Origin of the sequence: Mesorhizobium sp. M0060 (assembly GCF_040323155.1) — a bacterium.
Classification (GTDB): Bacteria; Pseudomonadota; Alphaproteobacteria; order Rhizobiales; family Rhizobiaceae; genus Mesorhizobium.
Genome location: NZ_JAMYUP010000011.1, coordinates 116,531 through 142,972, shown reverse-complemented (window position 1 = coordinate 142,972; position 26,442 = coordinate 116,531). Strand labels below are relative to the sequence as shown.

General features: G+C 63.9%; 23 protein-coding genes and 1 tRNA gene. 17 read left to right on the top strand and 7 right to left on the bottom strand.

Annotated elements, in window-relative coordinates:
- Positions 1-109: 109 nt before the first annotated feature.
- The 3 genes from NKJ94_RS13715 (at position 110) to NKJ94_RS13705 (ending at position 3,247) form a co-directional block, all read left to right on the top strand.
- Entirely contained in the window at positions 110-1,687 is a 1,578-nt protein-coding gene (locus NKJ94_RS13715) for an HD domain-containing phosphohydrolase (protein WP_352525634.1), read from the top strand.
- A gap of 91 nt (positions 1,688-1,778) precedes the next feature.
- Complete coding sequence (locus NKJ94_RS13710; protein ID WP_120018142.1) at positions 1,779-2,051, top strand: hypothetical protein; 273 nt, start codon at positions 1,779-1,781, stop codon at positions 2,049-2,051.
- Positions 2,052-2,119: 68 nt separating this feature from the next.
- Positions 2,120-3,247: a substrate-binding protein gene (locus tag NKJ94_RS13705; protein ID WP_352525633.1), complete on the top strand. Its 1,128-nt coding sequence runs from the start codon at positions 2,120-2,122 to the stop codon at positions 3,245-3,247.
- A 299-nt stretch (positions 3,248-3,546) separates the two neighbouring features.
- Here the strand turns inward: NKJ94_RS13705 and NKJ94_RS13700 are convergent, their stop codons facing one another.
- Complete coding sequence (locus tag NKJ94_RS13700; RefSeq protein ID WP_352525632.1) at positions 3,547-5,079, bottom strand: helicase HerA-like C-terminal domain-containing protein; 1,533 nt, start codon at positions 5,077-5,079, stop codon at positions 3,547-3,549.
- 275 nt (positions 5,080-5,354) lie between these two features.
- Here NKJ94_RS13700 and NKJ94_RS13695 point away from each other — a divergent pair, with 275 nt between their 5' ends.
- From NKJ94_RS13695 to NKJ94_RS13680, 4 genes are all read left to right on the top strand, one after another.
- The gene (locus NKJ94_RS13695; RefSeq protein ID WP_352525630.1) at positions 5,355-6,797 is read left to right on the top strand and encodes a methylmalonyl-CoA mutase subunit beta; all 1,443 of its coding nucleotides are present in this window, start codon (positions 5,355-5,357) and stop codon (positions 6,795-6,797) included.
- Entirely contained in the window at positions 6,794-8,917 is a 2,124-nt protein-coding gene (scpA, locus tag NKJ94_RS13690; RefSeq protein ID WP_352525629.1) for a methylmalonyl-CoA mutase, read from the top strand. The genes NKJ94_RS13695 and scpA overlap by 4 nt, the downstream gene beginning before the upstream one ends.
- Before the next feature lie 72 nt (positions 8,918-8,989).
- On the top strand, positions 8,990-9,211 hold the full coding sequence (locus NKJ94_RS13685) for an AbrB/MazE/SpoVT family DNA-binding domain-containing protein (protein WP_352525628.1): 222 nt from the start codon (positions 8,990-8,992) through the stop codon (positions 9,209-9,211).
- Positions 9,208-9,597: a type II toxin-antitoxin system death-on-curing family toxin gene (locus NKJ94_RS13680; protein WP_352525627.1), complete on the top strand. Its 390-nt coding sequence runs from the start codon at positions 9,208-9,210 to the stop codon at positions 9,595-9,597. Before NKJ94_RS13685 ends, NKJ94_RS13680 begins: the two co-directional genes overlap by 4 nt.
- Here NKJ94_RS13680 and NKJ94_RS13675 read toward each other — a convergent pair.
- Positions 9,594-10,067, bottom strand: coding sequence for a GreA/GreB family elongation factor (locus NKJ94_RS13675; RefSeq protein ID WP_352525626.1), 474 nt, complete (start codon positions 10,065-10,067; stop codon positions 9,594-9,596). The genes NKJ94_RS13680 and NKJ94_RS13675 overlap by 4 nt on opposite strands.
- A gap of 144 nt (positions 10,068-10,211) precedes the next feature.
- Positions 10,212-11,090, bottom strand: coding sequence for a class I SAM-dependent methyltransferase (locus NKJ94_RS13670; protein ID WP_352525624.1), 879 nt, complete (start codon positions 11,088-11,090; stop codon positions 10,212-10,214).
- A gap of 156 nt (positions 11,091-11,246) precedes the next feature.
- Between NKJ94_RS13670 and NKJ94_RS13665 the strand changes: the two genes are divergently transcribed.
- Both NKJ94_RS13665 and NKJ94_RS13660 read left to right on the top strand, forming a co-directional pair.
- A complete protein-coding gene (locus NKJ94_RS13665) occupies positions 11,247-11,837 on the top strand; it encodes a TetR/AcrR family transcriptional regulator (protein WP_352525622.1) in 591 nt (196 codons plus the stop codon).
- A 152-nt stretch (positions 11,838-11,989) separates the two neighbouring features.
- Positions 11,990-13,366 carry a TIGR03808 family TAT-translocated repetitive protein gene (locus tag NKJ94_RS13660; RefSeq protein ID WP_352525621.1) on the top strand — a complete coding sequence of 459 codons (1,377 nt, stop codon included), beginning with the start codon at positions 11,990-11,992 and terminating at the stop codon, positions 13,364-13,366.
- Here NKJ94_RS13660 and NKJ94_RS13655 read toward each other — a convergent pair.
- Together NKJ94_RS13655 and NKJ94_RS13650 are read right to left on the bottom strand one after the other, a co-directional pair.
- Positions 13,359-14,363: an asparaginase gene (locus NKJ94_RS13655; RefSeq protein WP_352525620.1), complete on the bottom strand. Its 1,005-nt coding sequence runs from the start codon at positions 14,361-14,363 to the stop codon at positions 13,359-13,361. The two genes, NKJ94_RS13660 and NKJ94_RS13655, sit on opposite strands and share 8 nt — an antisense overlap.
- Before the next feature lie 28 nt (positions 14,364-14,391).
- Complete coding sequence (locus NKJ94_RS13650) at positions 14,392-15,558, bottom strand: acetyl-CoA acetyltransferase (RefSeq protein ID WP_352525619.1); 1,167 nt, start codon at positions 15,556-15,558, stop codon at positions 14,392-14,394.
- Between NKJ94_RS13650 and NKJ94_RS13645 the strand changes: the two genes are divergently transcribed.
- Genes NKJ94_RS13645 through betB form a run of 6 tightly spaced genes read left to right on the top strand, consistent with a single transcriptional unit; the run spans position 15,557 to position 22,066 of the window.
- On the top strand, positions 15,557-15,736 hold the full coding sequence (locus NKJ94_RS13645) for a hypothetical protein (protein ID WP_352525618.1): 180 nt from the start codon (positions 15,557-15,559) through the stop codon (positions 15,734-15,736). The genes NKJ94_RS13650 and NKJ94_RS13645 overlap by 2 nt on opposite strands.
- Positions 15,737-15,780: 44 nt before the next feature.
- A complete protein-coding gene (gene betI / locus NKJ94_RS13640; protein WP_352525617.1) occupies positions 15,781-16,371 on the top strand; it encodes a choline-binding transcriptional repressor BetI in 591 nt (196 codons plus the stop codon).
- Positions 16,368-17,897 carry a choline-sulfatase gene (betC, locus tag NKJ94_RS13635; protein WP_352525616.1) on the top strand — a complete coding sequence of 510 codons (1,530 nt, stop codon included), beginning with the start codon at positions 16,368-16,370 and terminating at the stop codon, positions 17,895-17,897. The genes betI and betC overlap by 4 nt, the downstream gene beginning before the upstream one ends.
- Positions 17,897-18,898 carry a threonine/serine dehydratase family protein gene (locus NKJ94_RS13630; RefSeq protein WP_502896002.1) on the top strand — a complete coding sequence of 334 codons (1,002 nt, stop codon included), beginning with the start codon at positions 17,897-17,899 and terminating at the stop codon, positions 18,896-18,898. Before betC ends, NKJ94_RS13630 begins: the two co-directional genes overlap by 1 nt.
- Positions 18,891-20,543 carry a choline dehydrogenase gene (betA, locus tag NKJ94_RS13625; protein WP_352525614.1) on the top strand — a complete coding sequence of 551 codons (1,653 nt, stop codon included), beginning with the start codon at positions 18,891-18,893 and terminating at the stop codon, positions 20,541-20,543. The genes NKJ94_RS13630 and betA overlap by 8 nt, the downstream gene beginning before the upstream one ends.
- A gap of 59 nt (positions 20,544-20,602) precedes the next feature.
- Positions 20,603-22,066: a betaine-aldehyde dehydrogenase gene (gene betB, locus NKJ94_RS13620; RefSeq protein ID WP_352525613.1), complete on the top strand. Its 1,464-nt coding sequence runs from the start codon at positions 20,603-20,605 to the stop codon at positions 22,064-22,066.
- Here the strand turns inward: betB and NKJ94_RS13615 are convergent.
- A complete protein-coding gene (locus NKJ94_RS13615; protein ID WP_352525612.1) occupies positions 22,030-24,300 on the bottom strand; it encodes an AGE family epimerase/isomerase in 2,271 nt (756 codons plus the stop codon). The genes betB and NKJ94_RS13615 overlap by 37 nt on opposite strands.
- A gap of 16 nt (positions 24,301-24,316) precedes the next feature.
- Positions 24,317-25,831 carry a phosphomannomutase/phosphoglucomutase gene (locus NKJ94_RS13610; protein ID WP_502900667.1) on the bottom strand — a complete coding sequence of 505 codons (1,515 nt, stop codon included), beginning with the start codon at positions 25,829-25,831 and terminating at the stop codon, positions 24,317-24,319.
- A 207-nt stretch (positions 25,832-26,038) separates the two neighbouring features.
- On the opposite strand from NKJ94_RS13610, the gene NKJ94_RS13605 reads away from it, so the two are divergent.
- Both NKJ94_RS13605 and NKJ94_RS13600 read left to right on the top strand, forming a co-directional pair.
- A tRNA-Pro gene (locus NKJ94_RS13605) sits at positions 26,039-26,115 on the top strand.
- 164 nt (positions 26,116-26,279) lie between these two features.
- Positions 26,280-26,441: a hypothetical protein gene (locus NKJ94_RS13600; RefSeq protein ID WP_352525609.1), complete on the top strand. Its 162-nt coding sequence runs from the start codon at positions 26,280-26,282 to the stop codon at positions 26,439-26,441.
- Position 26,442 lies beyond the last annotated feature (1 nt).

Sequence of the window (26,442 nt, the reverse complement as noted above, 5' to 3'; positions counted from 1 at the left end):
TCATGTCACCGAAGCGGAAGTTTTCTCGCGGGACAGCGCATCGGGCGTAAAATCTTTCCCTTAGGTATTAACGGCACGCGGGATTAACATGCTCACCGGGAGGTGGGCGATGACAAACGTCTCGATCCGCCGGGCGGACTTCATGATGGTCCTCGCCTATGCGTCGGACCTTGCCACAGGCCATTCTCGCGACTTCGCGCTGAAATCCTGCGTGCTTGCGATGCGGATCGCCGATCTTGCGGGAGTTTCCGAGCAGGATCGGCGCAACGCCTACCACCAGTCGATGCTCCGCTATGTCGGCTGCAACGCCGACACGGATCTCATGGCGGCCGCCTTCGGCGACGAAATCGCGCTCCGCCAGGATCTCGTCGGTCTCGACATGGGCAACCGTGCGGAACTGGGCAGAGTCTTCGTACAGGCTTTCAAGCGGTTCTACTACGATCTCGAGCCCGCCGCGCAGGCAAAGGCGATCGAGGCCGGGCTATCGCAGGCGGTCGCGGTGAGCCGCCCTGTCCTGACCGCGCATTGCGAGGTCGCGCAGCGGATCGGCGAGCGGCTGGGCCTGTCCGAGGAGATGCGGCGCAATCTTGGACAGATATACGAACGCTGGGACGGCAAGGGTCTGCCGCGTGGGCTGAGCGGCGCAGATGTCCTGCCGGCCGTGCGCCTGATCACGTTGGCGCAGGACGCCATTGCGCTCAGCGATGCCGTCGGTATCGAAGGAATGGCCGAAATCATCGCCAGCCGCGCCGACGGCCCATACGAAGCGGATCTGGCACGGCTCGTCTCGGCCAACGCGTCGGCGCTGATGGAAGGCATCGGCGCGACGGTCGACCGCGAGACGATCCTCGCGCTCGAGCCCGATCCGCCGGTGACGCTGGACGAGGCAGCCTGCGACGAGGCGTTCCTCGCCATCGCCGATATGATCGACATGCGCATGCCACTTACCTACGGCCATTCACGGATGGTGGCGGAACTGGCTGAGGGAGCGGGTGGACAGATGAAGCTGCCCGCCGCCGACCTCCGTGCGCTGCGCTGGTCGGGTTGCATCCACGACATTGGCGAGCTCGTGGTGCCGGTGGCGACCTGGATGCGCAATGGTCCGCTGTCGGTCCGTGAGCGCGACGCAGCCCAGCTGCACGCCTATTACGGCGAGCGGGCCCTGGTCTCGTTCGGCCGCGAGGGCGAGGCGATGGCCGCGCTCGTCCTGCGCCATCACGAACGCCTGGACGGCTCTGGCTATCATCGCAAGGTCGGCGGCTCCGATCTGTCCCCGGCGGCGAGGATCCTGGCCGCTGCCGAAGCATTCCAGACGTCCCGAGAGGAACGTCCTCACCGCAGGGCACTGTCCAGCGAGGCGGCGGCAACCCAGTTGCGCGCCGCCGTTCGTGAGGGCTGTATCTGCCCCGACGCCGCCGAGGCCGTGCTGTCGTTCGCCGGGCAGCCGTCGCGCCGCGCGCCGCACCGGCCGCTGGCCGGAATGACGCCGCGTGAGATCGAGGTGTTGCGCCTGATCGCCGCCGGCCTTACGGCGAAGGAAGCGGCGCGGAAGCTGGATATCTCGCCCAAGACCGCGGACCATCATATCCAGAGCGTCTATTCCAAGATTGGTGTGACCACCCGCGCCGCCGCGGCACTCTATGCGGTCGAGCATGGCCTTGTCCGGCCGGGCGAGACACAGGCATAGGGAATCCTCCCCATGTGCGCCTGCTCCGAGGCGCGCATCGTGATCCTGTCGACGGACCAATGGTGGCCGCGACCGACAGGAGGAAAATCAGATGCTTCTCGCAACGACCAAGGTGGCGGATGTCGACCGCTTCATCCGTATCTTTTCGACCAAGGGCGCCGACAAGCGCCGGCTGCACGGTTCGAACGGCGCAACCGTGTTCCGCGACCCCAGCGAGCCCGACCGCGTGTGGGCGATCTTCGACTGGGACGCCGAGGGCTGGAAGAACTTCGTGTCGGACCCCGAAGTGCCGGCGATCCTGCAGGAAGCCGGCCACGTCGGCAAGCCGCAGGCGGCGATGCTGCTCGGCCACTATGAGGCCTGACGTGCACTTCGCGCCGCCTGCCACCGGCGGCGGCGCGCCCCACGAAACCCCAAGATCGGAGAAATGAGATGGACAAGAAACCCATCAAGATCGGCCTTGTCGCCGAACTCACCGGCCCGTTGTCCTTCATGGGCATCGCCAACGCAAACCTCACGACCATGCTCGTCGACGACATCAACACCGAGGGCGGCCTCCTGGGCCGACCGGTGAAGGTCGTCATCGAGGACGGCGAGACCACCGACAGCGTCGCCAAGGCGAAGACTGCGAAACTGATAGACGTCGACAAAGTCGATCTGGTCGTCGGCGGCATCTACAGCTCGACCCGCCAAGCCATCAAGAGCGAGGCGGTCGCACGCGGCAGGAGGCTCTACATCTACACCGAGCAGTACGAGGGACAGGAAAACGATCCCCTGATCTTCTGCACGGGTCCAGTGCCCGCGCAGCAGGTCGAGCCGCTGATCCCTTGGTTCATGAAGAGCACCGGGGCGAAGAAGTTCTACCTGCCTTCTGCCGACTACATCTGGCCTCATTTGCTGAACAAGGCGGCGAGCCGGGTGGTGCGCGCCAACGGCGGCAAGATCGTCGGCGAGGAGTATTTCCCGCTCGATACCATCGACTTCCGGCGGACGGTTGAGCAGATCATGGCGAGCGGCGCCGAGGTGGTATTCAACACCCTCGTTCCGCCGGGCTTGACGCCGTTCCTCGACGAGTTGCACAAGGCCGGCTTCGGCAAGCGGGGCGGCAAGATCATCTGCACCTACTTCGATGAGAACTTCTTCAATCTCGTGCCGTCCGAGCAGATCGAGGGCCTCTACAGCTGCCTCGACTATTATCAGGAACTCGAGGATCCGTTTGGCCGCGCGCTCTTGCGCCGCTACCAGGACCGATTTCCCGGCAGCGCGATGTTGACCGCGGGCAGCGGGTGCACCGGCCACTACCGGGCGATCAAAATGTGGGAAGCGGCGGTGAACGAAGCCGGCACGGTCGAGCGCGACGCGGTCATCCGGGCGCTCGATCACGCCCGGATCAGCGAGGGACCGGGTGGCCCAGCCGAAATGGTCCCCGGCCAGCACCATGTTCGCATGAGCATGTACATCGCGCAGGCACAGGGCGGTCGATTCAGGGTCGTGAAGAACTTGGGTCCGATCGATCCCAACGAACGCGTGCTTACCGACGAACTCAGCGGCGCGGACTGAGCCGGCGGCGTCGATCGATGTTCTTGCAAGTGGCCGGGGCGAGCAGATGCTTGCCCCCGCCAAGCAAAACCGAGGCGATAGCGCTGTTCCAGTCACACACAAGGGGACTGGCAAGACCAGGAGGCGCTATCTGCGGCGCCGGACTCGAAGTCGCCGACGGGCAAATATCTCGAGCCTGTTCAATGTCCGCTCTTGGGCAGCATTGCCGCCGTCCGTTGCCCTCCAAATTTGGCTGCCGGCGCTTGATGCCTAAGACAGAATTTGCCAACGCCGACGCCGGCCCTTGGGTCCGACGCTGTTTACCGCCCTCTGGACAAGCTCCCCAGAATCCCGCGGACGATCGCTCGTCCGACCGACGAGCCGACCGAGCGCACGACGGATTTGATTGCCGCCTCCGCCACCGTCTGGCGGTTGGACTGCCGCGGCGCGCGGCGGCCGCCGGCTGGCTGGGAATCGTCATTGCCGAAGCCGGGAATGGTCCAGCGCGAGCGGCCGCTGTCCTGTTGCTGCGCCTGCGCCTCCTGGGCGTCCTTGGCCTTTTTCTGCAGGATCTCGAAAGCCGATTCGCGGTCTATGGTCTGGTCGTACTGTCCGGCAACCGGGCTTTCGGCGATCAGCTTGCGGCGCTCGTCGGGCGTGATCGGGCCAAGCCGCGACGATGGCGGGCGGATCAGCGTCCGCTGCACCATGGACGGCACGCCCTTGGCTTCCAGCGTCGAGACCAGCGCCTCGCCGGTGCCGAGCTGGGTGATCACGGTTGCGCAGTCGAAGTCGGGATTGGGCCTGAAGGTCTCGGCGGCTGTCCTTACTGCCTTCTGTTCGCGCGGCGTATAGGCGCGAAGTGCGTGCTGCACCCGGTTGCCGAGCTGGGCCAGAACCGTTTCAGGGATATCCAGCGGATTTTGCGTGACGAAATAGACGCCGACGCCCTTCGAACGGATCAGCCGGACCACCTGCTCGACGCGGTCGATCAGCACCTTCGGCGCGTCGTCGAACAGAAGGTGCGTCTCGTCGAAGAAAAAGACAAGCTTCGGCTTGTCCGGGTCGCCGACCTCGGGCAGTTCCTCGAACAGCTCCGACATCAGCCACAGAAGGAACGTCGCATAAAGCCGGGGATTCATCATCAACTTGTCGGCGGCGAGCACGCTGATGGCGCCGCGTCCGTCGCGCGTGGTGCGCATGATGTCGGCGATCCGCAACGCCGGCTCGCCGAAGAAATTGGTCGCTCCCTGTTGCTCCAGAACCAGCAGCGTGCGCTGGATCGCACCGACCGAAGGCTTCGTCACATTGCCGTAGCGAGCGCCGATCTCTTCGGCGCGATCGGCGATGTTGGCGAGCAGTGACTGCAGGTCCTTCATGTCGAGAAGCAAAAGGCCTTCATCGTCGGCGATGCGGAAGGCGATGTTCATGATGCCTTCCTGCGCCTCGGAGAGGTTCATCAGCCGCGACAGAAGCAGCGGCCCCATCTCCGAGATGGTGGCGCGGATCGGGTGGCCCTGCTCGCCGAAGAGATCCCAGAAGATGACCGGGAATTCCTGGAATTCGTAAGGATCGAGCTTGACCTGCTCGGCCCGCTTGACCAGAAAATCCTGCGCCGTGCCCATCATGGCGATGCCCGACAGGTCGCCCTTGATGTCGGCGCAGAACACCGGCACGCCGGCGTTGGAAAAACCCTCGGCCAATATCTGCAGGGTCACCGTCTTGCCGGTGCCGGTCGCGCCGGTGATCAGGCCGTGACGATTTCCATATTGCAGCAAAAGCTGTTCGGGCCGCTGATAGCTGTCGTCCGGCTTGCGGCTGGCTCCTATGAAGATACTGGTGTCGTCAGCCATGTGTCCGGTCTCCGCAAACCTATAGGGTTGAAAGCCCTGATCCCTTGAAGAAAAGGGAACCCTGCCGCAGGTATAGTGAGGCCGTTGCGGAGCGACAATGGGCATCGTCGAAAATGGCTTTTGGAGCTTGCGGAAGCTGCCCATATTTGGCAATCGGTTGACGGTCACCGTCACGGAAGGCGTGTTGCACGGGAAGTGTGCTGCATTGTGATATGGGACCGGGGACCGTAGACTGACATCATAGGCTGATGCGGCCGCTAGAACGAGGAGAACGGATGGGCGCCGGTGCCTTGACCCACGATGCCGAAATTCCGAACGCCGACCGGCAACGATGGCTGGCGCTGGCGGAGAAGGCGCTGGCCGGCGGCTCCTTCGAGGAAAAGCTCGTCTCGCATACGGACGACGCCATCCGCATCGAGCCGCTCTACGAGCCTTCGGTCACGGCGGAGCCCGTGGTGCGCGCCAACCCGAGATCACCGTGGATCGTCAGCCAGCGTGTCGACGATCCGGACATAGACCGCGCCAGGGCGCAGGCGCAGGAAGACGTCGCGCAGGGTGCTACCGGACTGTCGCTCGTCTTCGAAGGTGCGCCCAACGCGTTCGGCTATGGCTTGCCGAGAACGGCGGAGGCGCTGGAGACCGTGCTCGACGGCGTGCCGCTCAACCGCATCCAGATTCGCATCGACGCCCATCCCTGGAGCCGCGCCGTGGCCGATTGGCTGGTGGCGTTTTTGACCAAGCGCCGTTCCGACCCGGCAAAGCTCAACCTCTCCTTCGGCATCGATCCGGCGGCGATATTTGCCGGGACCGGCAGGCTGCGCATGTCGATCGAGGCTTTGCAGGCTTCGATGCCGCAGTCGCTCGCGCATTTCTTTTCGATGGGCGTGCCCGGCGTCCTGCTGGAAGCCGACGGGCGGGTGTTCCACAATGCCGGCGCAACCGAGGCGCAGGAGCTTGGCACCATGCTCGCCTCGGCGGTCTCCTATTTGAGGCTGTTCGAGAAGGCGCGCCAGCCGCTCGTCTATGCGGCGCCGCATATCGGTTTTGCGCTGAGCGTCGATCAGGACCAGTTCGTGTCGATGGCCAAGGTCAGGGCGTTGCGCGGACTGTGGGCGCGTGTCCAGGAGGCCTGTTCGATACCGCCCTCCACCGCCAGCATCCATGCCGAAACCTCCTTCCGGATGATGACGGCGGCCGACCCGGAAACCAACATTCTGCGTACCACCATCGCCGCTTTTGCCGCGGCAGCCGGCGGGGCGGATTCGATCGCCATCCTGCCGCACACCATCGCGCACGGTCTGCCGGCGGGTTTTGCCCGCCGCGTTGCCCGCAACGCACAACTGATCATGGCCAATGAAAGCCACATCGGCCACGTCGCCGATCCGGCTTGCGGTTCGGGCGCCGTCGAGGCGCTGACTTCGGAGCTCTGCGCGGCGGCCTGGCAAGAGTTCCAGCAGATCGAGGCGGAAGGCGGCGTGCTGTCCAGCCTCGAGCAGGGCCATATCCAGAAACGCGTCCAGGCAGCTTCCGCCCGCCGCAACACTGCCTACCAGGCGGGCGAGCGGGCGATCGTCGGCACGACGCTGCACCCGTCGAAAACCGAGCGTCCGGTCGAGACGCTGGCGGCGGAGCGGCGGCCAGCGTTCACCGGAGGCGTTGCGGTGTGCGAGCCGCTGTTTCCGATCCGCATCGATCAGGCGATCGGAGCCGCACCATGATCCCGGATTTCAGCCAGATCGGCTGGTCGCCCCCACGTCTGGCGCCGGTCGAGATCAAAGGCCAGCGGATGACGCCGGAAGGCATCGCCGTCAAGCATCTATACAACCAGGGCGATCTCAAGGGATTGCCGCATCTCGACACGTATCCCGGCCTGCCGCCCTTCGTGCGTGGACCCTACCCGACGATGTATGTCCAGCAAGCCTGGACAATCCGGCAATATGCCGGCTTCTCGACGGCCGAGGAATCCAACGCCTTCTACCGGCGCAACCTTGCCGCCGGCCAGAAGGGTCTGTCGGTCGCCTTCGATCTCGCCACGCATCGTGGTTATGACAGCGATCATCCACGCGTCGCCGGCGATGTCGGCATGGCCGGCGTCGCCATCGATTCCATTCTCGACATGCGCCAGCTGTTCGACGGCATCCCGCTGGATGAGATGACGGTATCCATGACGATGAACGGCGCGGTGCTGCCGATCATGGCGCTCTATATCGTGGCGGCGGAGGAACAGGGCGTCGCGCAGAAGGATCTCACCGGGACCATTCAGAACGACATTCTGAAAGAGTTCATGGTGCGCAATACGTACATCTATCCGCCAAAACCTTCGATGCGGATCGTGTCGGACATTTTTTCCTACACGTCGAAGCATATGCCGAAGTTCAATTCGATCTCGATCTCCGGCTACCACATGCAGGAGGCAGGTGCGACGGCGGATCTCGAACTCGCCTACACGATCGCCGATGGTATCGAATATGCCCGCGCCGGCATCGCGGCCGGCCTCGACATCGACCGTTTCGCGCCGCGCCTTTCGTTCTTCTGGGCGATCGGCATGAACTTCTTCATGGAAGTCGCCAAGCTGAGAGCAGCGCGCCTTTTGTGGTCGAGCCTGATGCTGAAGAATTTTTCGCCGAAGGACGAGCGCTCGCTGTCGCTGCGCACCCATTGCCAGACTTCGGGCTGGTCGCTGACGGCGCAGGACCCCTACAACAACATCATGCGCACCATGCTCGAGGCGATGGCGGCGACGCAGGGCCACACGCAGTCGCTGCACACCAATTCCTTCGACGAGGCAATGGCGCTGCCCACCGACCATTCGGCCCGCATCGCCCGCAACACGCAGCTCATCCTGCAGAAGGAATCCGGCACGACGCGGATTATCGACCCGTGGGGCGGCTCTGCCTATCTCGAACGGCTGACGCATGATCTGGCGGCGCGCGCGCTTGCCCATATCGAGGAGGTGGAGAGCCTCGGCGGCATGACCGCGGCGATCGAAAAAGGCATACCGAAGCTGCGCATCGAAGAGGCTGCCGCCCGCACCCAGGCGCGGATCGATTCCGGCGAACAGATCGTGGTCGGCGTCAACGCCCACCAGCCTGGGACGGACATCGATGTCGACGTGCTGAAGATCGACAATGCCGAAGTCAGAGCGCGGCAATTGTCGAAGCTGCAACGGCTGAAAGGCACGCGTGACGTCGCCGCCGTCGAGAGCGCGCTCGATGCGCTGACCCGTGCTGCTGGGAGTAACAAAAACCTGCTGGAATTCGCAATCCGGGCCGCACGCGCCAATGCCACGGTCGGCGAGATTTCGCTGGCGCTGGAAAAGGTCTTCGGCCGCCATGTCGCCTCGGTGCAGACGATCTCCGGCGTCTATCGCAAGGCACTCGGTGACAATCCGGTGGTCGACCGGCTGCAGGACAAGATCGTAGCGTTCGAGGAAAAGTCCGGCGGCAAGCCGCGCATTCTGGTCGCCAAGATGGGCCAGGACGGCCATGATCGCGGCCAGAAAGTGATCGCCACCGCCTTTGCCGACCTCGGCTTCGACGTTACCGTCGGGCCGATGTTCCAGACGCCGGACGAGATCGCCAAGCTCGCGGTCGAGCATGACGTGCACATCGTCGGCGCCTCGTCGCTGGCGGCCGGCCATTTGACGCTCATTCCCGAACTCAAGCATGCGCTGAAGAAGCTCGGCCGCGACGATATGCTGATCGTCGCCGGCGGCGTCATCCCACCACAGGATTATGATGCAGTCCGGCAGGCAGGCGCCACCGAAATCTTCCCGCCCGGCACGGTCATCCCGGAAGCGGCGGACCGGCTGATGGACCGGCTGCTGCAGGCCGGCTGACGCGGGTTATAATGTCTGTTGCAACGGCCGTCGCGCTGAGTTATAATTAGCGTTGCAACAGGATGTCTCACCATGAACACGACCATTCGCAAGATCGGCAATTCCGAAGGCGTCATCCTGCCGAGGGAGCTTCTCGATCGTCTGAACCTGAAGGCCGGCGACCAGCTTCAAATCATTGAAACAGGTGACGGTCTTGCGCTGAAGCCGGTGGACGATAGCTTCGAGCGGCAAATGAAAGCTGCCCGCGAGGTCATGGACAAATACAAGATCGCGCTTCAGAAGCTCGCCGAATGAGCTGTGAGTTTCTGACGCGGCGTGCAGTCGAAGCGATGCACGCCGAGCAGTTGCGCCGACACGGCGGAGCACAAGGCTTGAGGGATGAAAATGCCCTCGAATCGGCGCTCGCCCGCGCCGAGAACAAGGCCAACTACGGAGATCCGTCGATTGAAGATCTCGCTGCTGCCTACGTCTTCGGCATCGCCCGGAACCACGCCTTTGTCGACGGCAACAAGCGCACCGCCATTGTCGCGGCTGGCGCATTTCTGATCGTTAACGGTAATGCCCTGACGGCTGACAACGGCACGATCTACGAATTCGTCATGGGCGTTGCCGCCGGCGAGATCGACGAGGCTGGTGCCGCGGCGTTCTTCCGCGACCATGTCGTCAAGATCGAGGCCTAACTGGCAGTCAGCTTGACGATTTCCCACTCCTTGCCGTTGACCACGGCAATTTCGCCGACCCTCTTGCCGTACAAGGCCAAGGCCATCGGCGAAACATGGGAAATTGTGCCCTTGGCCGGATCGGCCTCATCCTCGCCGACGATCTTCCAATGTACCTTTTTGCCGTCATCGCTTTCCAGCGTGACGCCCATGCCGAAGCGAATAAGGTCGCTACCCGGCTCCGGCACGGAAAGCTCGGCGCTTTCGCGTCGCGCGGTCCAATAGCGCAGGTCGCGCGAGATGAGCGCGATGCGCTCGCGGTCGGCCCTCTTCTCCGCTCTGCCCAGTTCATCGCGCAGGGCAGCCAGTTCGGCGTCGATCAGCGTCAGGCCGCGTTCCGTCACAAGATTGCGGTGCTGACTGATCGGCCGCTCGCCGATGCCGGCGATGGCGTTTTCGCTGTCTTCCTCGCGGGTGAAAGCCCTGCTCATCCGATGAACTTAGGCTCGGAATGGCAACTCCACAAGCCATTGCTGAAGAAGAGCCTAGTGGTGAAGATCTGAGCTCAACACCCGAGATTAGACAGTTGCTTGGGGGTGGAAAGCGGACCATGCGAATGCCCCAACTTGACATACCTATCGCGCGCCGAGGGCCGCAAGGCTAAGGTCCGGTTGCGCTATTAGATAACGGAGCCCCTTGGTTCCGACGTCGCCTCGCTCAACGGTATTGAAGCCGTGCCGGCCGAGATCCGCTGCAACTTTGTCCAAATCGACGTAACCATGCCGGTGGAGCCGAAAGGTGCTCCTCTGGCGTGGCGGTTTTGCAAAATCGACGATAAGCACACGACCGCCCGGCTTCAGGACGCGGAAGGCTTCTCTGCCGAATTCCTCGCGGCCTTTCTTTGGAAGATGGTGGAACATCAGCGTGCTGAGGACGACATCGAATTCCCCATCCTTGAAAGGCAGTTCCTGAGCGGTGGCGGTCGAGAACCCGACTTGTAACCCGGCTCGCCGGGCCTTTGCCGCTGCGCGCGCAACCATTTCGACGGAGGCGTCGACGCCGTTCACACGCCCCTCCGGCCCCACCTTCTGTCTGGCGAGGAGCGCGGTGGTGCCGGTGCCGCACCCGACATCCAGGACCACTTCTCCCGGTTTCAGCTTGGCAAAGCTTAGTATCCTTTCGCGAAAAGTACGTTCGCGGCCGAAAGTCAGAAGCCACGCGAGCGTGTCGTATAGGGCGGCGGAATGAAGCGTGATGCCGACATGCGGCGCCTTCTCGTCTGCGGCGGCCGGTCTGCGGACCTTGGCGGACAGCCGCCCGTGAGCGCTTTGCCAAATCAATAGGCTTGCGATCACGACGAGTACACCAGCATGAAGCAGAAGGACGGGAATTCCCAAGGAAAAGACCGCATTTGCCTGTCCCAACGAGAAAAATGCCGCAAGCACCACGGCCACTTTGACGAGCGCGACTAGCGCATGCCCGCCAACTATTGTTCCAAAAAGCCGTTGGTGCATTGCTTTATCTCCTGCCAGCCGGCCCCGCGCTGGGACTTTCGCAACAGCATATGATACTGGACAGTGTGTCCAGTATCGGTTTCACTGGCCAGATCGCACCGGTCCGCCCAATACTGGACGGTTTGGTGTCCTATGACCGGAAAAAGGATGTTGCCGATGCCAGCCGGATCGATCGACCGTCGGATCGCCAGGACCCGCAGCCGACTGCAGCAGGCGCTTTTCAGACTGACCGCCGAGAAGGGGTATACGGCGATCACGGTCGAGGACATCTGCAGGGACGCCGATGTCGGCCGCTCGACTTTCTATACGCACTATCCCGACAAGGACTGCTTGAGGAAAGCAACGATCGACGAGCATATGAAGGGCTTGCAGGCACGCGGTGCCGAACGCCATTCGCAGAGAAATGCCAAGGGTTTTTCCTTCAGCGGTCCGGTGTTCGAGCATGCTCATGCCACGCGGGAGATGCACCGTGCGCTGATGGGCGGGAAAAAGCGCGAAATGCCAGAAGAGATCCGTGGCTGGATAAGCAAGCAGGTTCGCCACGAATTGGCGAATATCCAAGGTGATGACGGCGGAGCCAGACTTGAGATCGCCACACGCTTCATCGTTGGCGCGTTCTTTGAAGTGATGCACTGGTGGCTTGAGAGGGATACGAAGCTGTCCCCCACGGAGATCGACCAGACATTCCGGCAACTTGCCTTCAACGGGATAAATGCGGTGTTCGCTGAACCGACGAGGATCGAATAGAGGCCAAAAGGGGCTTCGTTTGATCGCCCACAGAAGGGCGCAAGCGATATTCCGTCTTGGCGAGCAAGCTTCAGGTTTTCACCACGAGTTCGACCGGGCTAGTCTGGCACGAATCCTGCCGCGTGACCGTTGAACGCAATGGATCTGTGCCGATGTTGAACAGAAGAACGCTGCTTGCGCAGACCGCCGGCTTTGCGGTCATGGGGCTTTCGCTCGGGAAAGCAGCGGCGAAAAACCTGCCCGGCATCGAGAAAGCCGCGATGCGCGGGGCGATCAACGCAACCGAGCTCGGCGTCCGGCCCGGCGCGCTTGACGACCAGAGCAAGACTTTCGCCAAGCTGCTGCGCGATGCGCACGACCGCGACATGCCGGTGTTCCTGCCGCCGGGGACCTATATCGTTTCCAACCTGTCGCTGCCCGGCCGCGTGCGCCTGTCCGGCGTGCCGGGCGCATCGCGGATCGTCTACGGCGGCAATGGCCATCTCATCATGGCGGAACAGGCGGAGCACATCGAACTCAGCGGGCTGGTGTTCGACGGCAGCAACCGCTGGATGGGCGACTACACGCAAGGCCTGCTCGATCTGCGCCGCATCGCCCATCTGGTCGTCGACAATTGCCAGCTTACCGGCAGCGGCAAGAACGGCCTGGCGCTCGAGCACGCCTCGGGCCGCATCGAGCGCTCGGAGATTTCCCGCGCAGCCGACGCCGGCATCTATTCGGTCGAGGCCAATGGCCTGGAAATATCAGGCAATAGCGTCTCCGACTGCGCCAATGGTGGCATTCTCGTGCACCGCTGGCAGGCGGACGAAGACGGCACCATCGTCAGCGGCAACCGGATCGAGCGCATCCAGGCGCGCAGTGGCGGAACCGGCCAGAACGGCAACGGCATCAATGCGTTCCGCGCCGGCAATGTCATCATCTCCGGTAATATTGTCTCGGATTGCGCGTTCTCGGCGATCCGCGCCAACAGTTCCAGCAATTTGCAGATCACCGGCAACACCTGCTCGCGTTCGGGCGAGACGGCCGTGTATTCCGAATTCTCGTTTGAAGGCGCCGTCATCAGCAACAACATCGTCGATGGCGCCGCCAATGGTATTTCGATCGTCAATTTCAACGAAGGCGGCCGCATGGGCGTGTGCTCCGGCAACATCGTCCGCAACCTGGCGACCAGCGGTCCCTACCCTGCCGACGCGCCCGGTTTCGGCGTCGGCATCAGCGTCGAGGCGGACACCACCGTTTCCGCCAATGTCGTCGAGAATGCGCCGCTCTACGGCATGCAGATCGGCTGGGGACCATTCATGCGCAACGTGATCGCGACGGGAAATATCATCCGCAAAGCCGGAACCGGCATCGTCGTCACCGTGGTCGAAGGTGCCGGGACGGCAATCATTTCGGACAATGTCATCGACGGGGTCCATAAGGGCGCGATCATCGGCCAGCGCTGGGCCGAGCCGGTGACCGGCGACCTCGCCGCCTCAGGCAATGCCGGCTATGCGCATCTGACCGTCGAGCGCAACCACGTCAGTTGAGTGCGGCGGTGGGCCGGAGCGCGCCTACTTTGGCGCCGATCCGGCTTTCGATGGGCGGATTTGCTTGTTCGATCAGCTTTGCCGCCAGCGCCTGGTCCGCGTGCAAAAGCTTTGCCAGCACGGCCGCGACCACCACTTCGGCGGCACGGCCAGCGCCATCATCGCATTTCAGCGCGATGCCAAGGCCAAGCTCCGGAAGGGCGGCACAATGGACGCCCTCGGCCCCTCCCTTGGCGAAAATCCGGCCGGAGGCGGCCGCCATCAGCGCGACATCCGCCCTGCCCGTACCGGCGACGAAAAACGGCTCGGCCATGCAGGCGGAAAGCAGCCGCTTGGCCGCCCGGGCGCGCACCGGCTCGAAGCCGGCGCCCGTCGCCATGCGGGCAAAGCCAAGCGCGAAACTGCGGAGAGGCACGGCATAGGTCGGGATCGAGCAGCCGTCGGTGCCACGGTGATCGGCGTCATGGGCGGCGCCGGTCACTGCCTGCATCGCGTCGCGCACCATCTCCTGCGAGGCATGGCCCGCCTTAACGTAGCCGCGATGAGCGATGCCGCTGTGAACGCAGGTGCAGAGAAAGCCCGAGTGCTTGCCGGAACAATTATTGTGCAAGGCGTTCGGCGCACGGCCGGCGCGCGCGAGCGCCAGCGTCGCCCCGTGGTTCGACGGCCAATGCGCGCCGCATTCGAGCGCGGTGTCGTCGAGGCCGGCTTTCGCCAACATGGCGCGCGCCAGCTCGACATGCGCCGGCTCGCCGGAATGCGAGGCGCAGGCCAGCGCCAGTTCCCGGTCGCCGAAGCCGTAGGAATCGGCGGCACCGCTCTCGACCAGCGGCAACGCCTGAATCGCCTTGACCGCCGAACGCGGGAACACCGGGTGTGCCGTGTCGCCGATCTCCCAGACGGGCTTGCCGTCGGCGTCGAAGACGGCAACAGCGCCACGATGGGCGCTCTCGATGATCGCGCCGCGCAAAACTTCGACCAGAACCGGATTTGTCATGAATTCCCCGTGAAATGCGGGGCCGCTTTTATCTGATCCGGTCGAGAATGGAAACGTAGTTGGCGACCGCCGCGCCGCCCATGTTGAAGACGCCGCCGAGCTTTGCTCCCGGCACCTGGATGCCGCCGGCCTCGCCGACAAGTTGCATGGCGCTCAGCACATGCATCGATACGCCGGTGGCGCCGATCGGATGGCCCTTGGCCTTCAGCCCGCCGGACGGATTGACCGGCAGCCTTCCGTCCTTCGCCGTCTCGCCATCCAAGGCCAGCTTGGCGCCCTCGCCCGGCTTGGCCAGGCCCATCGCCTCATACTCGATCAGTTCGGCGATGGTGAAACAGTCGTGCGTCTCGACGAAGGACAGGTCGCCGAGCGTCACGCCCGCTTTCTTCAGCGCCTGGTTCCAGGCCTGCTCGCAGCCTTCGAAGGCGAGGATGTCGCGCTTCGACATCGGCAGGAAATCCTGCACATGCTCGTTGGCGCGGAACGCGACGGCGCGGCGCATTTTCAGCGCCGTCGCCGTGTCGGCGAGGACAAGGGCGGCGGCGCCGTCCGACACCAGCGAGCAGTCGGTGCGCTTCAGCGGGCCGGCGACGAAGGGGTTTTTTTCGCTTTCCTGGCGGCAGAACTCGTAGCCGAAATCCTTGCGCATTTGCGCATAGGGGTTGTCGACGCCGTTCTTGTGGTTCTTGGCGGCGATCATCGCCAGCGCGTCCGACTGGTCGCCGTAGCGCTGGAAATAGGCTTGGGCGATCTTGCCGAAGACGCCGGCGAAGCCTGCCGGCGTTTCGCCGTCCTCCGGCAGATACGAGGCCTTGAGCAGGTTCTTGCCGATCTCCGGACCAGGCGTCGTCGTCATCTGCTCGGCGCCGACCACCAGCACGATACGGGCGGCATTGGCGTCGATGGCGCGGATGCCTTGCCTGACTGCCGCCGAGCCGGTGGCGCAGGCGTTCTCGACGCGGGTCGCCGGTTTGAAGCGCAGCCGGTCGTCGGCCTGGAGAACCAGGCTCGCGGTGAAATCCTGGGCGGAAAACCCAGCGTTGAAGTGGCCGAGCACGATCTCGTCGACCTCATCTGGACCGATGCCGGCATGATCAAGCGCCTCGACTGCCACCTTGGTGATCAGGCCCTCCAGCGTCTCGCCTTCGAGTTTGCCGAAGCGCGAATGCGCCCAACCGACGATGCATGCTGTCATGGCGATCTCCATCCTGCAGGCCCGGCTACGCGATGTCGCAGCGGCTCGGCATTGTTCAACCATGAACCGTTCCTCCGACTTCGTGAAGGGGCCAGAACCGCACAATCGCTTGATCTTGATATCTGGTCATAATGTCTGGCTTTTGCCAGCAAATCAGGCTGAATTTTTTGTTGATTGATGCGTCAATAAAAAATAATCTCGTCACAACAGGCCGGAGCAAGTATGCCGAAACTCGGAATGGAGCCGTTGCGCCGCAGGGCGCTCATTGACGCAACGATCTCGGCGATCGGCGAGCGTGGTTCGCTTGATGTGACGATGTCGGAAATCGCCGGGCGCGCCGGCGTGTCCTCGGCGCTTGCCCACCATTATTTCGGCGCCAAGGACGAATTGCTATTGGCGACGATGCGGCACATCCTGAGCGAGCTCACCGCCGATACGCGCCGCGCGCTTCGCGCGGCCGGCACGGCGCGCCAGCGCGTCTCGGCAGTGGTCGCGGTCAATTTCTCTGATATCCAGTTCCGGCCGGAAACGATCGCCGCCTGGCTCGCCTTCTATGTCGAGGCGCAGAAGTCGGCAGCACTTCGCCGGCTGCTCAAGGTCTATGCGCGGCGGCTGCATTCCAATCTGCTCAGTGGGCTGAGCGGCATCCTGCCGAGAAGCGAGGCCGACCGGGTTGCCGAAGCGACGGCGGCGCTGATCGACGGGCTCTTTATCAGGCGCGCGCTGAAGGACGGCGTTCCCGATGCCGCGACCGCGATCGCACTGGTCGAGGACTATCTCGAAACTAAACTCAGCGGACGGCAGCAGCAGTGACATCCAAGCGACCCAACATCCTGATCGTCATGGTCGATCAGCTCAACGGAACGCTGTTTCCAGACGGGCCGGCGGACTTCCTGCACGCACCGCATCTGAAGGCGCTCGCCGCGCGTTCGGCGCGTTTTTGCAACAATTACACCGCATCGCCGCTCTGCGCGCCGGGCCGGGCCGCATTCATGAGCGGCCAATTGCCGTCACGCACCGGGGTCTATGACAACGCCGCCGAATTCGCGTCCTCGATCCCGACCTTTGCGCATCATCTGCGCGCCGCCGGTTATCACACCTGCCTCTCCGGCAAGATGCATTTCGTCGGTCCGGACCAGTTGCACGGCTTCGAGGAACGGCTGACCACCGACATCTATCCGGCCGATTTCGGCTGGACGCCGGACTATCGCAAGCCCGGCGAGCGAATCGACTGGTGGTATCACAATCTGGGTTCAGTGAGCGGCGCCGGCGTCGCCGAGATCACCAACCAGCTGGAATATGACGACGAGGTCGCCTTCCACGCGGTGCAAAAGCTCTACGATTTCGCCCGCGTCTCCGACGATGTGGCGCGCCGGCCCTGGTGCCTGACGGTTTCCTTCACCCACCCGCACGACCCGTACGTCGCGCGGCGGCGCTACTGGGATCTCTACGAGGATTGCCCGGCGCTCGAGCCCGAGATCGGCTTTATTCCCTACGACAGGCAGGATCCGCATTCGCAGCGGCTCTACCGCGCCAGCGACTATGACAGCTTTGAGATCACGGCGGAGCAGGTCCGCCGCGCGCGGCGCGGCTACTTCGCCAACATCTCCTATCTCGACGACAAGCTCGGCGAATTGCTGTCGGTGCTCGACCACACGCACATGCTCGACGATACGATCATCCTGTTCTGCTCGGATCACGGCGACATGCTCGGCGAGCGCGGTCTGTGGTTCAAGATGTGCTTCTTCGAAGGTTCGGCGCGGGTGCCGCTGATGATCGCCGGCAACGGCATCGCCGCCGGCCTGATCGACACGCCGGTCTCCAACCTCGACGTGACGCCGACGCTTTGCGGCCTCGCCGGCATCGACATCAGTGCGATTGCGCCGTGGACCGACGGCCAGTCGTTGCTGCCGCTGCTGAACGGAAAGAAACGCTCCGCGCCGGTGCTGATGGAATATGCTGCCGAAGGCTCCAACGCGCCGATGGCGGCGATGCGCGAGGGTCGCTACAAATTCATCCATTGCGAGATCGATCCGCCGCAACTGTTTGATCTGGAATCGGATCCGCGGGAATTGACCAATCTCGCCGTCGATCCGGCCAATGCGGCTTTGGTGAGCGCTTTCACCGACAAGGTGCGGGCGCGCTGGGACATGGCGGCGTTCGATGCCGCGGTGCGTGCAAGCCAAGCCCGCCGCTGGGTGGTCTACCCGGCGCTGCGCAACGGCACCCATTATCCCTGGGAATTCCAGCCGCTGCAGAAGGCGTCGGAACGCTACATGCGCAACCACATGAACCTCGACCTGCTCGAAGAGCAGAAGCGCTTTCCGCGAGGCGAATGATGGCCGACAGTCTCGTCCCGTCGCTCGACCATCTCAGGCAGGCCTATGCCGTCACCTCCAAGGCGACGCAGATCACGCCGCTGCTGGAATCGGCGGCACTCGCCGGCGAGACCGGCGCTGCCCGGGTCTTCGTCAAGCCGGAATCGCTGCAATGGGCCGGCTCGTTCAAGGTGCGCGGCGCCTATTGGCGGCTGAAGCGACTGTCGCCCGATGAAGCCAAAAAGGGCGTCGTCGCCTATTCCTCCGGCAATTTCGCGCAAGGGCTGGCGGCCGCCGGCCAAGCGCTCGGCATTCCCGTCACCATCGTCATGCCGATCGACGTACCTGCCGCCAAGCGCGACGCCACATCAGGCTATGGCGCGCGCGTCGTGCTGACCGACCATGGCGAGCGCGCGCGTGAGGAGGTCGCCGCTGCCAAGGCGCGCGAGATCGCCGAGAGCGAGAACCTGGCGCTGCTGCACCCGTTCGACGATCCGGAGATCGTCGCCGGCCAGGCCGGCGCCGGACTGGAAGCGCTCGACCAGCTCGCCGCAATGGGAGCGGAGTCCGATCTGTTGTTCTGCTCGGTCGGCGGCGGCGGGCTGATCGGTGGGGTTTCGCTGGCCTTCCACTATCTATCGCCGGCGACCGAGATCATCGGCGTCGAGCCGGAAGGTTTCAACGGCATGGGCGCGTCGCTGGCGCATGGCGCCATCGAGACGATGCCGGCCGGGCCGAAATCGATCTGCGACGGGCTGATGTCGCGGCGGCCCGGCGACGCGCCGTTCGCAGCGGTGAAGGCCGCCGGCGTTCGCGGCATAACTGTCGACGATGTGTCGGTGCGGCGGGCGATGCGCATCGCCTTCGAGCGGATGAAGCTGGTGCTTGAGCCATCCGGCGCTGCCTCGCTGGCGGCGTTGCTCAGCGGCAAGGTCGACGTAATCGGCAAGACCGTTCTCGTGATCGCAACTGGCGGCAACGTCTCGCTCGCCGATTTCATGGCGCACATGACCCATGTTTGAAGCGGATTTCGTCATCATCGGCTCCGGCTCGGCCGGTTCGGCCATGGCCTACCGGCTGTCGGAGGACGGCAAGCATTCGGTGATCGTCATCGAATATGGCGGCAGCGATATCGGGCCGCTGATCCAGATGCCATCGGCGCTATCGATACCGCTCAATATGAGCCTCTACGACTGGGGCTTTGCCAGCGAACCGGAGCCGCATCTCGGCGGCCGCGTGCTGGCGACGCCGCGCGGCAAGGTCATCGGCGGCTCATCCTCAATCAACGGCATGGTCTATGTGCGCGGCCACGCCCGCGATTTTGACCATTGGGCCGAACAGGGCGCGGCCGGCTGGGGCTTTGCCGACGTGCTCCCCTATTTCAAGCGCATGGAGGACAGCAATGGCGGCGAGAATGGCTGGCGCGGCCACGGCGGCCCGCTGACCGTACAGCGCGGCTCGCGGACCAATCCGCTCTACGGCGTCTTTGTCGAGGCAGGCCGTCAGGCCGGTTTCGAGCTGACCGATGATTACAACGGCGCGAAGCAGGAAGGCTTTGGGCCGATGGAGCAGACCATTCGCGGCGGGCGTCGCTGGTCGGCGGCGAGCGCCTATCTCAGGCCGGCACTCAGGCGGAAAAATGTCAGCCTGGTCAAGGGCTTCGCCCGACGGGTGATCATCGAGAATCAACGCGCCATCGGCGTCGAGATCGAAACGCGCAAACAGGTTCAGGTGGTCAGAGCCCGGCGTGAGGTGATCGTTGCCGCGTCCTCGATCAATTCGCCCAAAATCCTGATGCTGTCCGGCATCGGCCCCGGCCAGCACCTCAGAGAGAACGGCATTCCGGTGATCGCCGACCGGCCCGGCGTCGGCCGCAATTTGCAGGACCATATGGAGCTCTACATTCAGCAGGAATCGACAAAGCCGATCACCCTGAACTCGGTGCTGAACCCGTTCTCGAAGGCATTGATCGGGGCGCAGTGGCTGTTCTTCAAGTCCGGCCTCGGCGCTACCAATCATTTCGAGGCGGCCGCCTTCGTGCGCTCGCGCGCCGGCGTCGACTATCCCGACATCCAGTATCACTTCATCCCGGCGGCGGTCCGCTATGATGGCAAGGCGGCGGCGAAGGCGCATGGCTTCCAGGCGCATGTCGGGCCGATGCGGTCGAAGTCGCGCGGTTCGGTCACGCTGCGCTCGCCCGATCCCAAATCGAAGCCGGTGATCCGCTTCAACTACATGTCGCATCCGGACGACTGGACGGAGTTCCGCCACTGCATCCGGCTGACCCGTGAGATCTTCGGGCAAGCGGCCTTCGATCCTTACCGCGGCAAGGAGCTGTCGCCGGGTTCACATTTGCAATCGGATGACGAGCTCGACGCCTTCATCCGCGACCACGCCGAAAGCGCGTATCACCCTTGCGGCACCTGCAAGATGGGCCGTGCCGACGATGCGATGAGCGTCGTCGACCCGGAATGCCGCGTCATCGGCGTCGACGGGCTGCGGGTCGCCGATTCCTCGATCTTCCCGCGCGTCACCAATGGCAATCTCAACGCGCCGTCGATCATGACCGGCGAGAAGGCCGCCGACCACATTCTCGGACGCTCGCCGCTGGCGCCCTCCAACCAGGAACCATGGATCAATCCGCGCTGGCAGGCGTCGGACAGATAGGCCATGATCCGGCGGACGCATATTCCCGCATGCCGCGATAGACGATTTGGAGAACAGCCATGCGCGCCCAGCCAACGGCATCGCACTATGTCAACGGCCGCTATATCGAGGACGAGCGCGGCGCGCCGCTGCCGGTCATCTATCCGGCGACCGGCGAGACCATCGCCATGCTGCGCTCGGCGACACCGAACGTGCTGGAGCTCGCTATCGAGGCCGCGCGTGCGGCACAACCCGCCTGGGCGCGGCTGAAGCCGGTCGAACGCGGCCGTATCCTGCGCCGCGCCGCCGACATTTTGCGCGCCCGCAATGCCGATTTGGCGCGCATCGAGACCCTCGACACCGGTAAGCCGATCCAGGAAACACTGGTCGCAGACGCCCCGTCGGCCGCCGATTGCCTCGAATATTTCGGCGGTGCGGTCGCCGCCTTTAATGGCGAGGCCGTCGATCTCGGCGGTCCCTTTGCCTATACCAGGCGCGAGGCGCTCGGCGTCTGCGTCGGCATCGGCGCCTGGAACTACCCGATCCAGATCGCCGGCTGGAAATCCGCACCGGCCCTCGCGATGGGCAATGCCATGGTGTTCAAGCCGTCGGAGAACACGCCACTTTCAGCACTGGCGCTCGCTGAAATCTACACCGAGGCCGGCCTGCCCGATGGGCTGTTCAACGTCGTGCAAGGTTTTGGCGATGTCGGCGCCGGCCTTGTCGGCCACGATGTCGTCGCCAAGGTCTCGGTGACTGGCTCGGTGCCGACCGGCCGCAAGGTGCTGTCGCTCGCCGGCTCGAAGATGAAGAACGCGACGATGGAGCTTGGCGGCAAGTCGCCGCTGATCGTCTTCGACGATGCCGATCTCGAAAATGCCATCGGCGGCGCCATGCTCGGCAATTTCTATTCGACCGGCCAGATCTGCTCCAACGGCACGCGGGTCTTCGTGCAGAGCAGCATCCATGACCGTTTCGTCGAAAGGCTGACCGAGCGGACCAAGAAGATCCGTATCGGCGATCCGCTCGACCAGGAAACGCAGATGGGGCCGCTGGTCTCGAAGGCGCAGCACGACAAGGTCGTCTCCTACATCGAGGCCGGCAGGCAGGATGGTGCCGTGCTCGCCTGCGGCGGCAACGTGCCTTCGCTGCAGGGCTTCCAGGGCGGTTTCTTCGTCGAGCCGACTGTGTTCACAGGTGTCACCGACACGATGCGCATCGCCCGCGAGGAGATTTTCGGGCCGGTGATGAGCGTGCTGAAATTCGACGGCGAGGACGAGGTGGTCGAGCGCGCCAACGACACCGAATTCGGCCTCGCTGCCGGCGTGTTCACGCGCGACCTGCAGCGCGCCCACCGCGTCATCGCCGAGCTGCAGGCCGGCACCTGCTGGATCAATGCCTACAATCTGACGCCGGTCGAGATCCCCTTTGGCGGCTTCAAGCAGTCCGGCATCGGCCGCGAGAATTCGCTGGCGGCACTGGCACTCTATTCACAGCTGAAGTCGGTCTATGTCGAGACCGGGGACGTCGCCAGCCCGTACTGATCCTTGCGGGCCGTGCCGTCCAGATATTGCGTCAGCGCGCAGACCAGATGGTAGAAGATGCTGGCCGGCACCTCGTTTGCCAGCGAACGGCCACGCTCGTCGATGCGGTCGATCCACAGGCCGAGCGGTGCCGGATTGATGTGCCAGCGGAACAACCGGCCGACCCGAGCCTCGATCTCCGGCTTCAGGTCGGGACCGCCCGAACCGTCCAGCGCGATCGCCGCCTTGATCGCTTCGGCCTGCGGCCAGCTGCGCGAGACGCGGTCGAGCGGCAGGCCTTGCCGCGAGACAGCGCCGTAGGCGAGGCCGGTGGCGCGGTTGAGGCCATTGGCGATCGCCGACGCGTAGAGTTTCCTGGCGAGGCCGGTCAAGCCGCTCTGGCCGCTGCGGCCGGCGAAGTCGACCAGCAGCGAGGCCCATTCGAAATGATGGCCTGGTTCCGTCCAGGTGCCTTTCTCGCCGGGAGCCGGCCGCCATTCATGGTCGAAATACTCGCCAAGCGTCCAGCTCTCAGGATCGAAGAAATGGCTGCGGAACAGATCGACGATGCGCGCGGCGCGGCGGAGATGGGCGCGCTCGCCCGTCGCCTGATGCCAGGCCAGGAACGCCTCGAGCAGATGCATGTGCGGGTTGGAGCGGCGCTCGCCCTCGCCGCTCGAGGTCTCGAGAAAACCGGTCAGGCGTTGGTCCTCGAGATGCGCGTCGAGGAACGCAAAGGTTTCCTCGCCAAGCCGCAATGCGTCCGGATTGCCGCACATATGGGCATGCGCCAGCGCCAGAAGCACGCAGGAATGGTCGTAGGCATCCTCCGCAGCGTCGGCGACGGTGCCGTCGATGTTGAGCGTGCGCACCCAGCCGCCATTGTCGGTGCGGCCGTTCCTCGCCATGAATTCGATGCCGTGGCTGATCAACCGATCGGCCGGGCCGTTCCAGCCACGCGCCTTGGCGACGGCGAAGGCGTAGATCTGCCTGGCCTGCGTGCGCATGCGCTTGGGTTTCATCAGCGGGGTGGCGTCGAAGCCGAGCGCTTCGTGGAACCCGCCATGGCGTTCGTCAACGCCGACAGTCGACCACAGCGGCACCGTCTCCTCGAACAGCCAGTGGTGCACGCGGCGCTGCCAGGCGCCGCTTTCGATGACGCGATCGTCGGCGGGCGTGAACCTGGTTTCCAGGCGGCCGCTCTTTTCGAGCTGTTCGACGATCTTCTTGACGTTCTGGCTGTGGCTGACCGGAGCCACGAAAGTGGCGTCGGCGGTCGACACGATGGCGACGTCCTTCATCCCGATGGCCGACAGCAGGCGGCCGTCGCTGCGGATATAGGAGTTCTCGCAGTCGATGGCGACGACGTCGCCGACGATGACGTTGCCCTGCGTGTCGGAGGGCCCGACGTCGAGCAGCGACTGCCAGGAACCGAGATCGTTCCAGCGAAAGCCGGCCGGCACCATGGCAATGCCGCTGGCGCGCTCCATGATCGCGTAGTCGATCGATGTCGACGGGATGGCGGCATAGAGCTCCAGAGGCATATAGAGGCCGGAAAGATCTGATGTCGCCGCCTGGTAGGCAGCCTCGGTGGCGCTCCAGATATCGGGCTGGAAAGCCATGAATGCATCGCGCATGGCGCTGGCGCGAAACAGGAAAATGCCGGTGTTCCAGTAGAAATTGCCGGCCTCGAGATAGCTCTGCGCGGTCGCGAGATCGGGTTTTTCGACGAAACGCGAGACGTCGTAGATGCCATCCCGCTCGCCGGCCACCTCGATGTAGCCATAGCCGGTCTCGGGTTGCGCGGGCTTGATGCCGAACACCACCAGCCTGCCCTCGCGCGCCGCCGCAGTGCCGGCCTCGACGCTCCGCCAGAATTGCTGCGCGGTCGCAATCTCATGGTCGGACGGCACCACCAGCACCAGGCTGTCGCCGAATTCCGACAGCGTGCGCAGGCTTGCCAAGGCAACGGCCGCGGCAGTGTTGCGTCCGGTCGGCTCGAACAACGGGCCGCCGCCGGAAAGCTCGTGGCCGGCAATATCGGCATGAACGCGGTCGGCGTGCCTTTCCGAGGCAATCAGAAAAACCGGCGTTTCGCCTTCCGGCCGCGCGGTCAGCCGGCGCAGCGTCTTGGCCAGCATCGAACCATCGCCCGAGAAATCATGGAACTGCTTGGGATTGTCCTCGCGCGACAGCGGCCATAGTCGCGAGCCGACGCCGCCGCTCATCACAAAACTGACGATCCGTTCGGTCATGAAAACAAGCCCGCATTCAAAAGGTCTGATTGTAGGCGCCGACTTCGGGGCTGCGGCGCAGCACCGCATCGACGGCTTCGAACATCTGCCGGCGCCGCTCGGACGATACCGGGCTCTCCACCACCACCACAAGCTCCGGCTTGTTCGATGATGCCCGCACCAGCCCCCAGGTACCATCCTCCGCCACGACCCTGACGCCGTTGACGGTGATCAGCTCGGCGATCTTTTGGCCGGCGAAGACCGCGCCCTCGTCCTTCATCTCGCGAAAATCGCCAGCGACCCGCTCGACGACACCGTATTTGAGCTCGTCGGCGCAATGTGGCGACATGGTCGGCGTGCCGAAGGTCAGCGGCAGATCGCGGTAGAGGTCGGCCATGCTGCTTTGCGGGCTGCGGTCCAGCATCTGGCAAATGGCGATGGCCGTGACCAGGCCATCGTCATAGCCGCGGCCGATCGGAGGATTGAAAAAGAAGTGGCCCGATTTCTCAAAACCGGCGGCGGCGCCGAGTTCGGCGACGCGCCGCTTGATATAGGAGTGTCCGGTCTTCCAATAGTCGGTGACCGCGCCATTTTCCCGCAGCACCTTATCGGTCATGAACAATCCGGTCGACTTGACGTCGACGACGAAAGTCGAGCCGGGATAGAGGTGCGAGATGTCGCGCGCGAGCATGACGCCGACCTTGTCGGCGAAGATCTCGTTGCCTTCATTGTCGACCACGCCGCAACGGTCGCCATCGCCGTCGAAACCGAGCCCGACATCGGCGCCCGTTTCCAGCACCTTGTCGCGAATGGCGTGCAGCATCTGCATGTCTTCGGGGTTGGGATTGTAATTGGGAAACGTATGATCGAGCTCGACGTCGAGCGGGATCACCTCGCAGCCGATCCGCGCCAGCGCTTCGGGGGCGAAAGCGCCGGCGGTTCCGTTGCCGCAGGCAGCCACCACCTTGAGCTTTCTCGATATGCGTTTTCCGTTGGTCAGATCGTCAAGGTAGGTTTTGCGGAAATCGGGAACAAAGGCGTAGGAGCCGCCACCGACAAGGTCGAAATCGCCTGACAGCACGATCGCCTTCAGCGCGCTCATCTCCTCGGGACCGAAGGTCAGCGGACGCGCCGCGCCCATCTTGACGCCGGTCCAGCCATTCTCGTTATGCGAGGCGGTGACCATGGCGACGGACGGCGTGTCGAGCGCGAACTGGGCGAAATAGGCCATCGGCGACAAGGCCAGCCCGACATCCTTGACCCGCGCGCCGGCGGCCATCAGCCCGGAAACCAGCGCCAGCTTGATGGCAAGCGAATAGGCGCGGAAATCATGGCCGGTGACGATGTCGGGTCCGGCACCCAGGCGCCGGATCAGCGTGCCGAGCCCCATGCCGAGCGCCTGGACGCCGATCAGATTGAGTTCCGGCGGCTCGTTCGAGCCCGGATGGCCGAACCACCAGCGTGCATCATATTCGCGAAACCCGGACGGCTTGATCAACGCCGAGGTTTCGAACTCGAATGTGTTTGGTCTGGCATGGCTAACGATCTTCATCGACAAGACTGCGAACTCCAAGCGGCTGAATCAATGTTTCGAGGCAAGTGGACGGTTACCTGCCAGGAAGCCTTTAAGCTGTGTTTGTGCGACAGGAAACTGAAACCTGTATGACGTTGCGGCGAAAGCGAAAGAAATGCGACGGAAGCGCTGCCATTGGCGCTTGCAGGAACCAAACGCGGCGGCTATAAGCCCGCGGTCTGGTCACGGAGTGTAGCGCAGCCTGGTAGCGCACATCGTTCGGGACGATGGGGTCGCAGGTTCAAATCCTGCCACTCCGACCAGAAAAAACATGTCCGACCCGGAGACATGGTTCACGGCCCGGAGAGCCTACAGGCTCTCTTTGCAAGTCGCCGCCTTGCATTCGACCAGAAGGAAGGTTTGGCCGAGGAGAGGCCAAGGGGTTGCCCGCAGTGGCTCGGATCGCGGCCATTGCCGAGGCGAGCGGATGCTCGTCGTCACCGACAACGGGAGGGATTTCCAAGGCATCGGAATCCTCAATCCGCTTCGGAATGCCAAATCGCCCCGCGAAGGCCGGCATGGGGATCAACACCTCAGCTGCAAGCGCAACATGGGATGGCCCGTGGCCATCATATCGGTGCGGCAGTGAG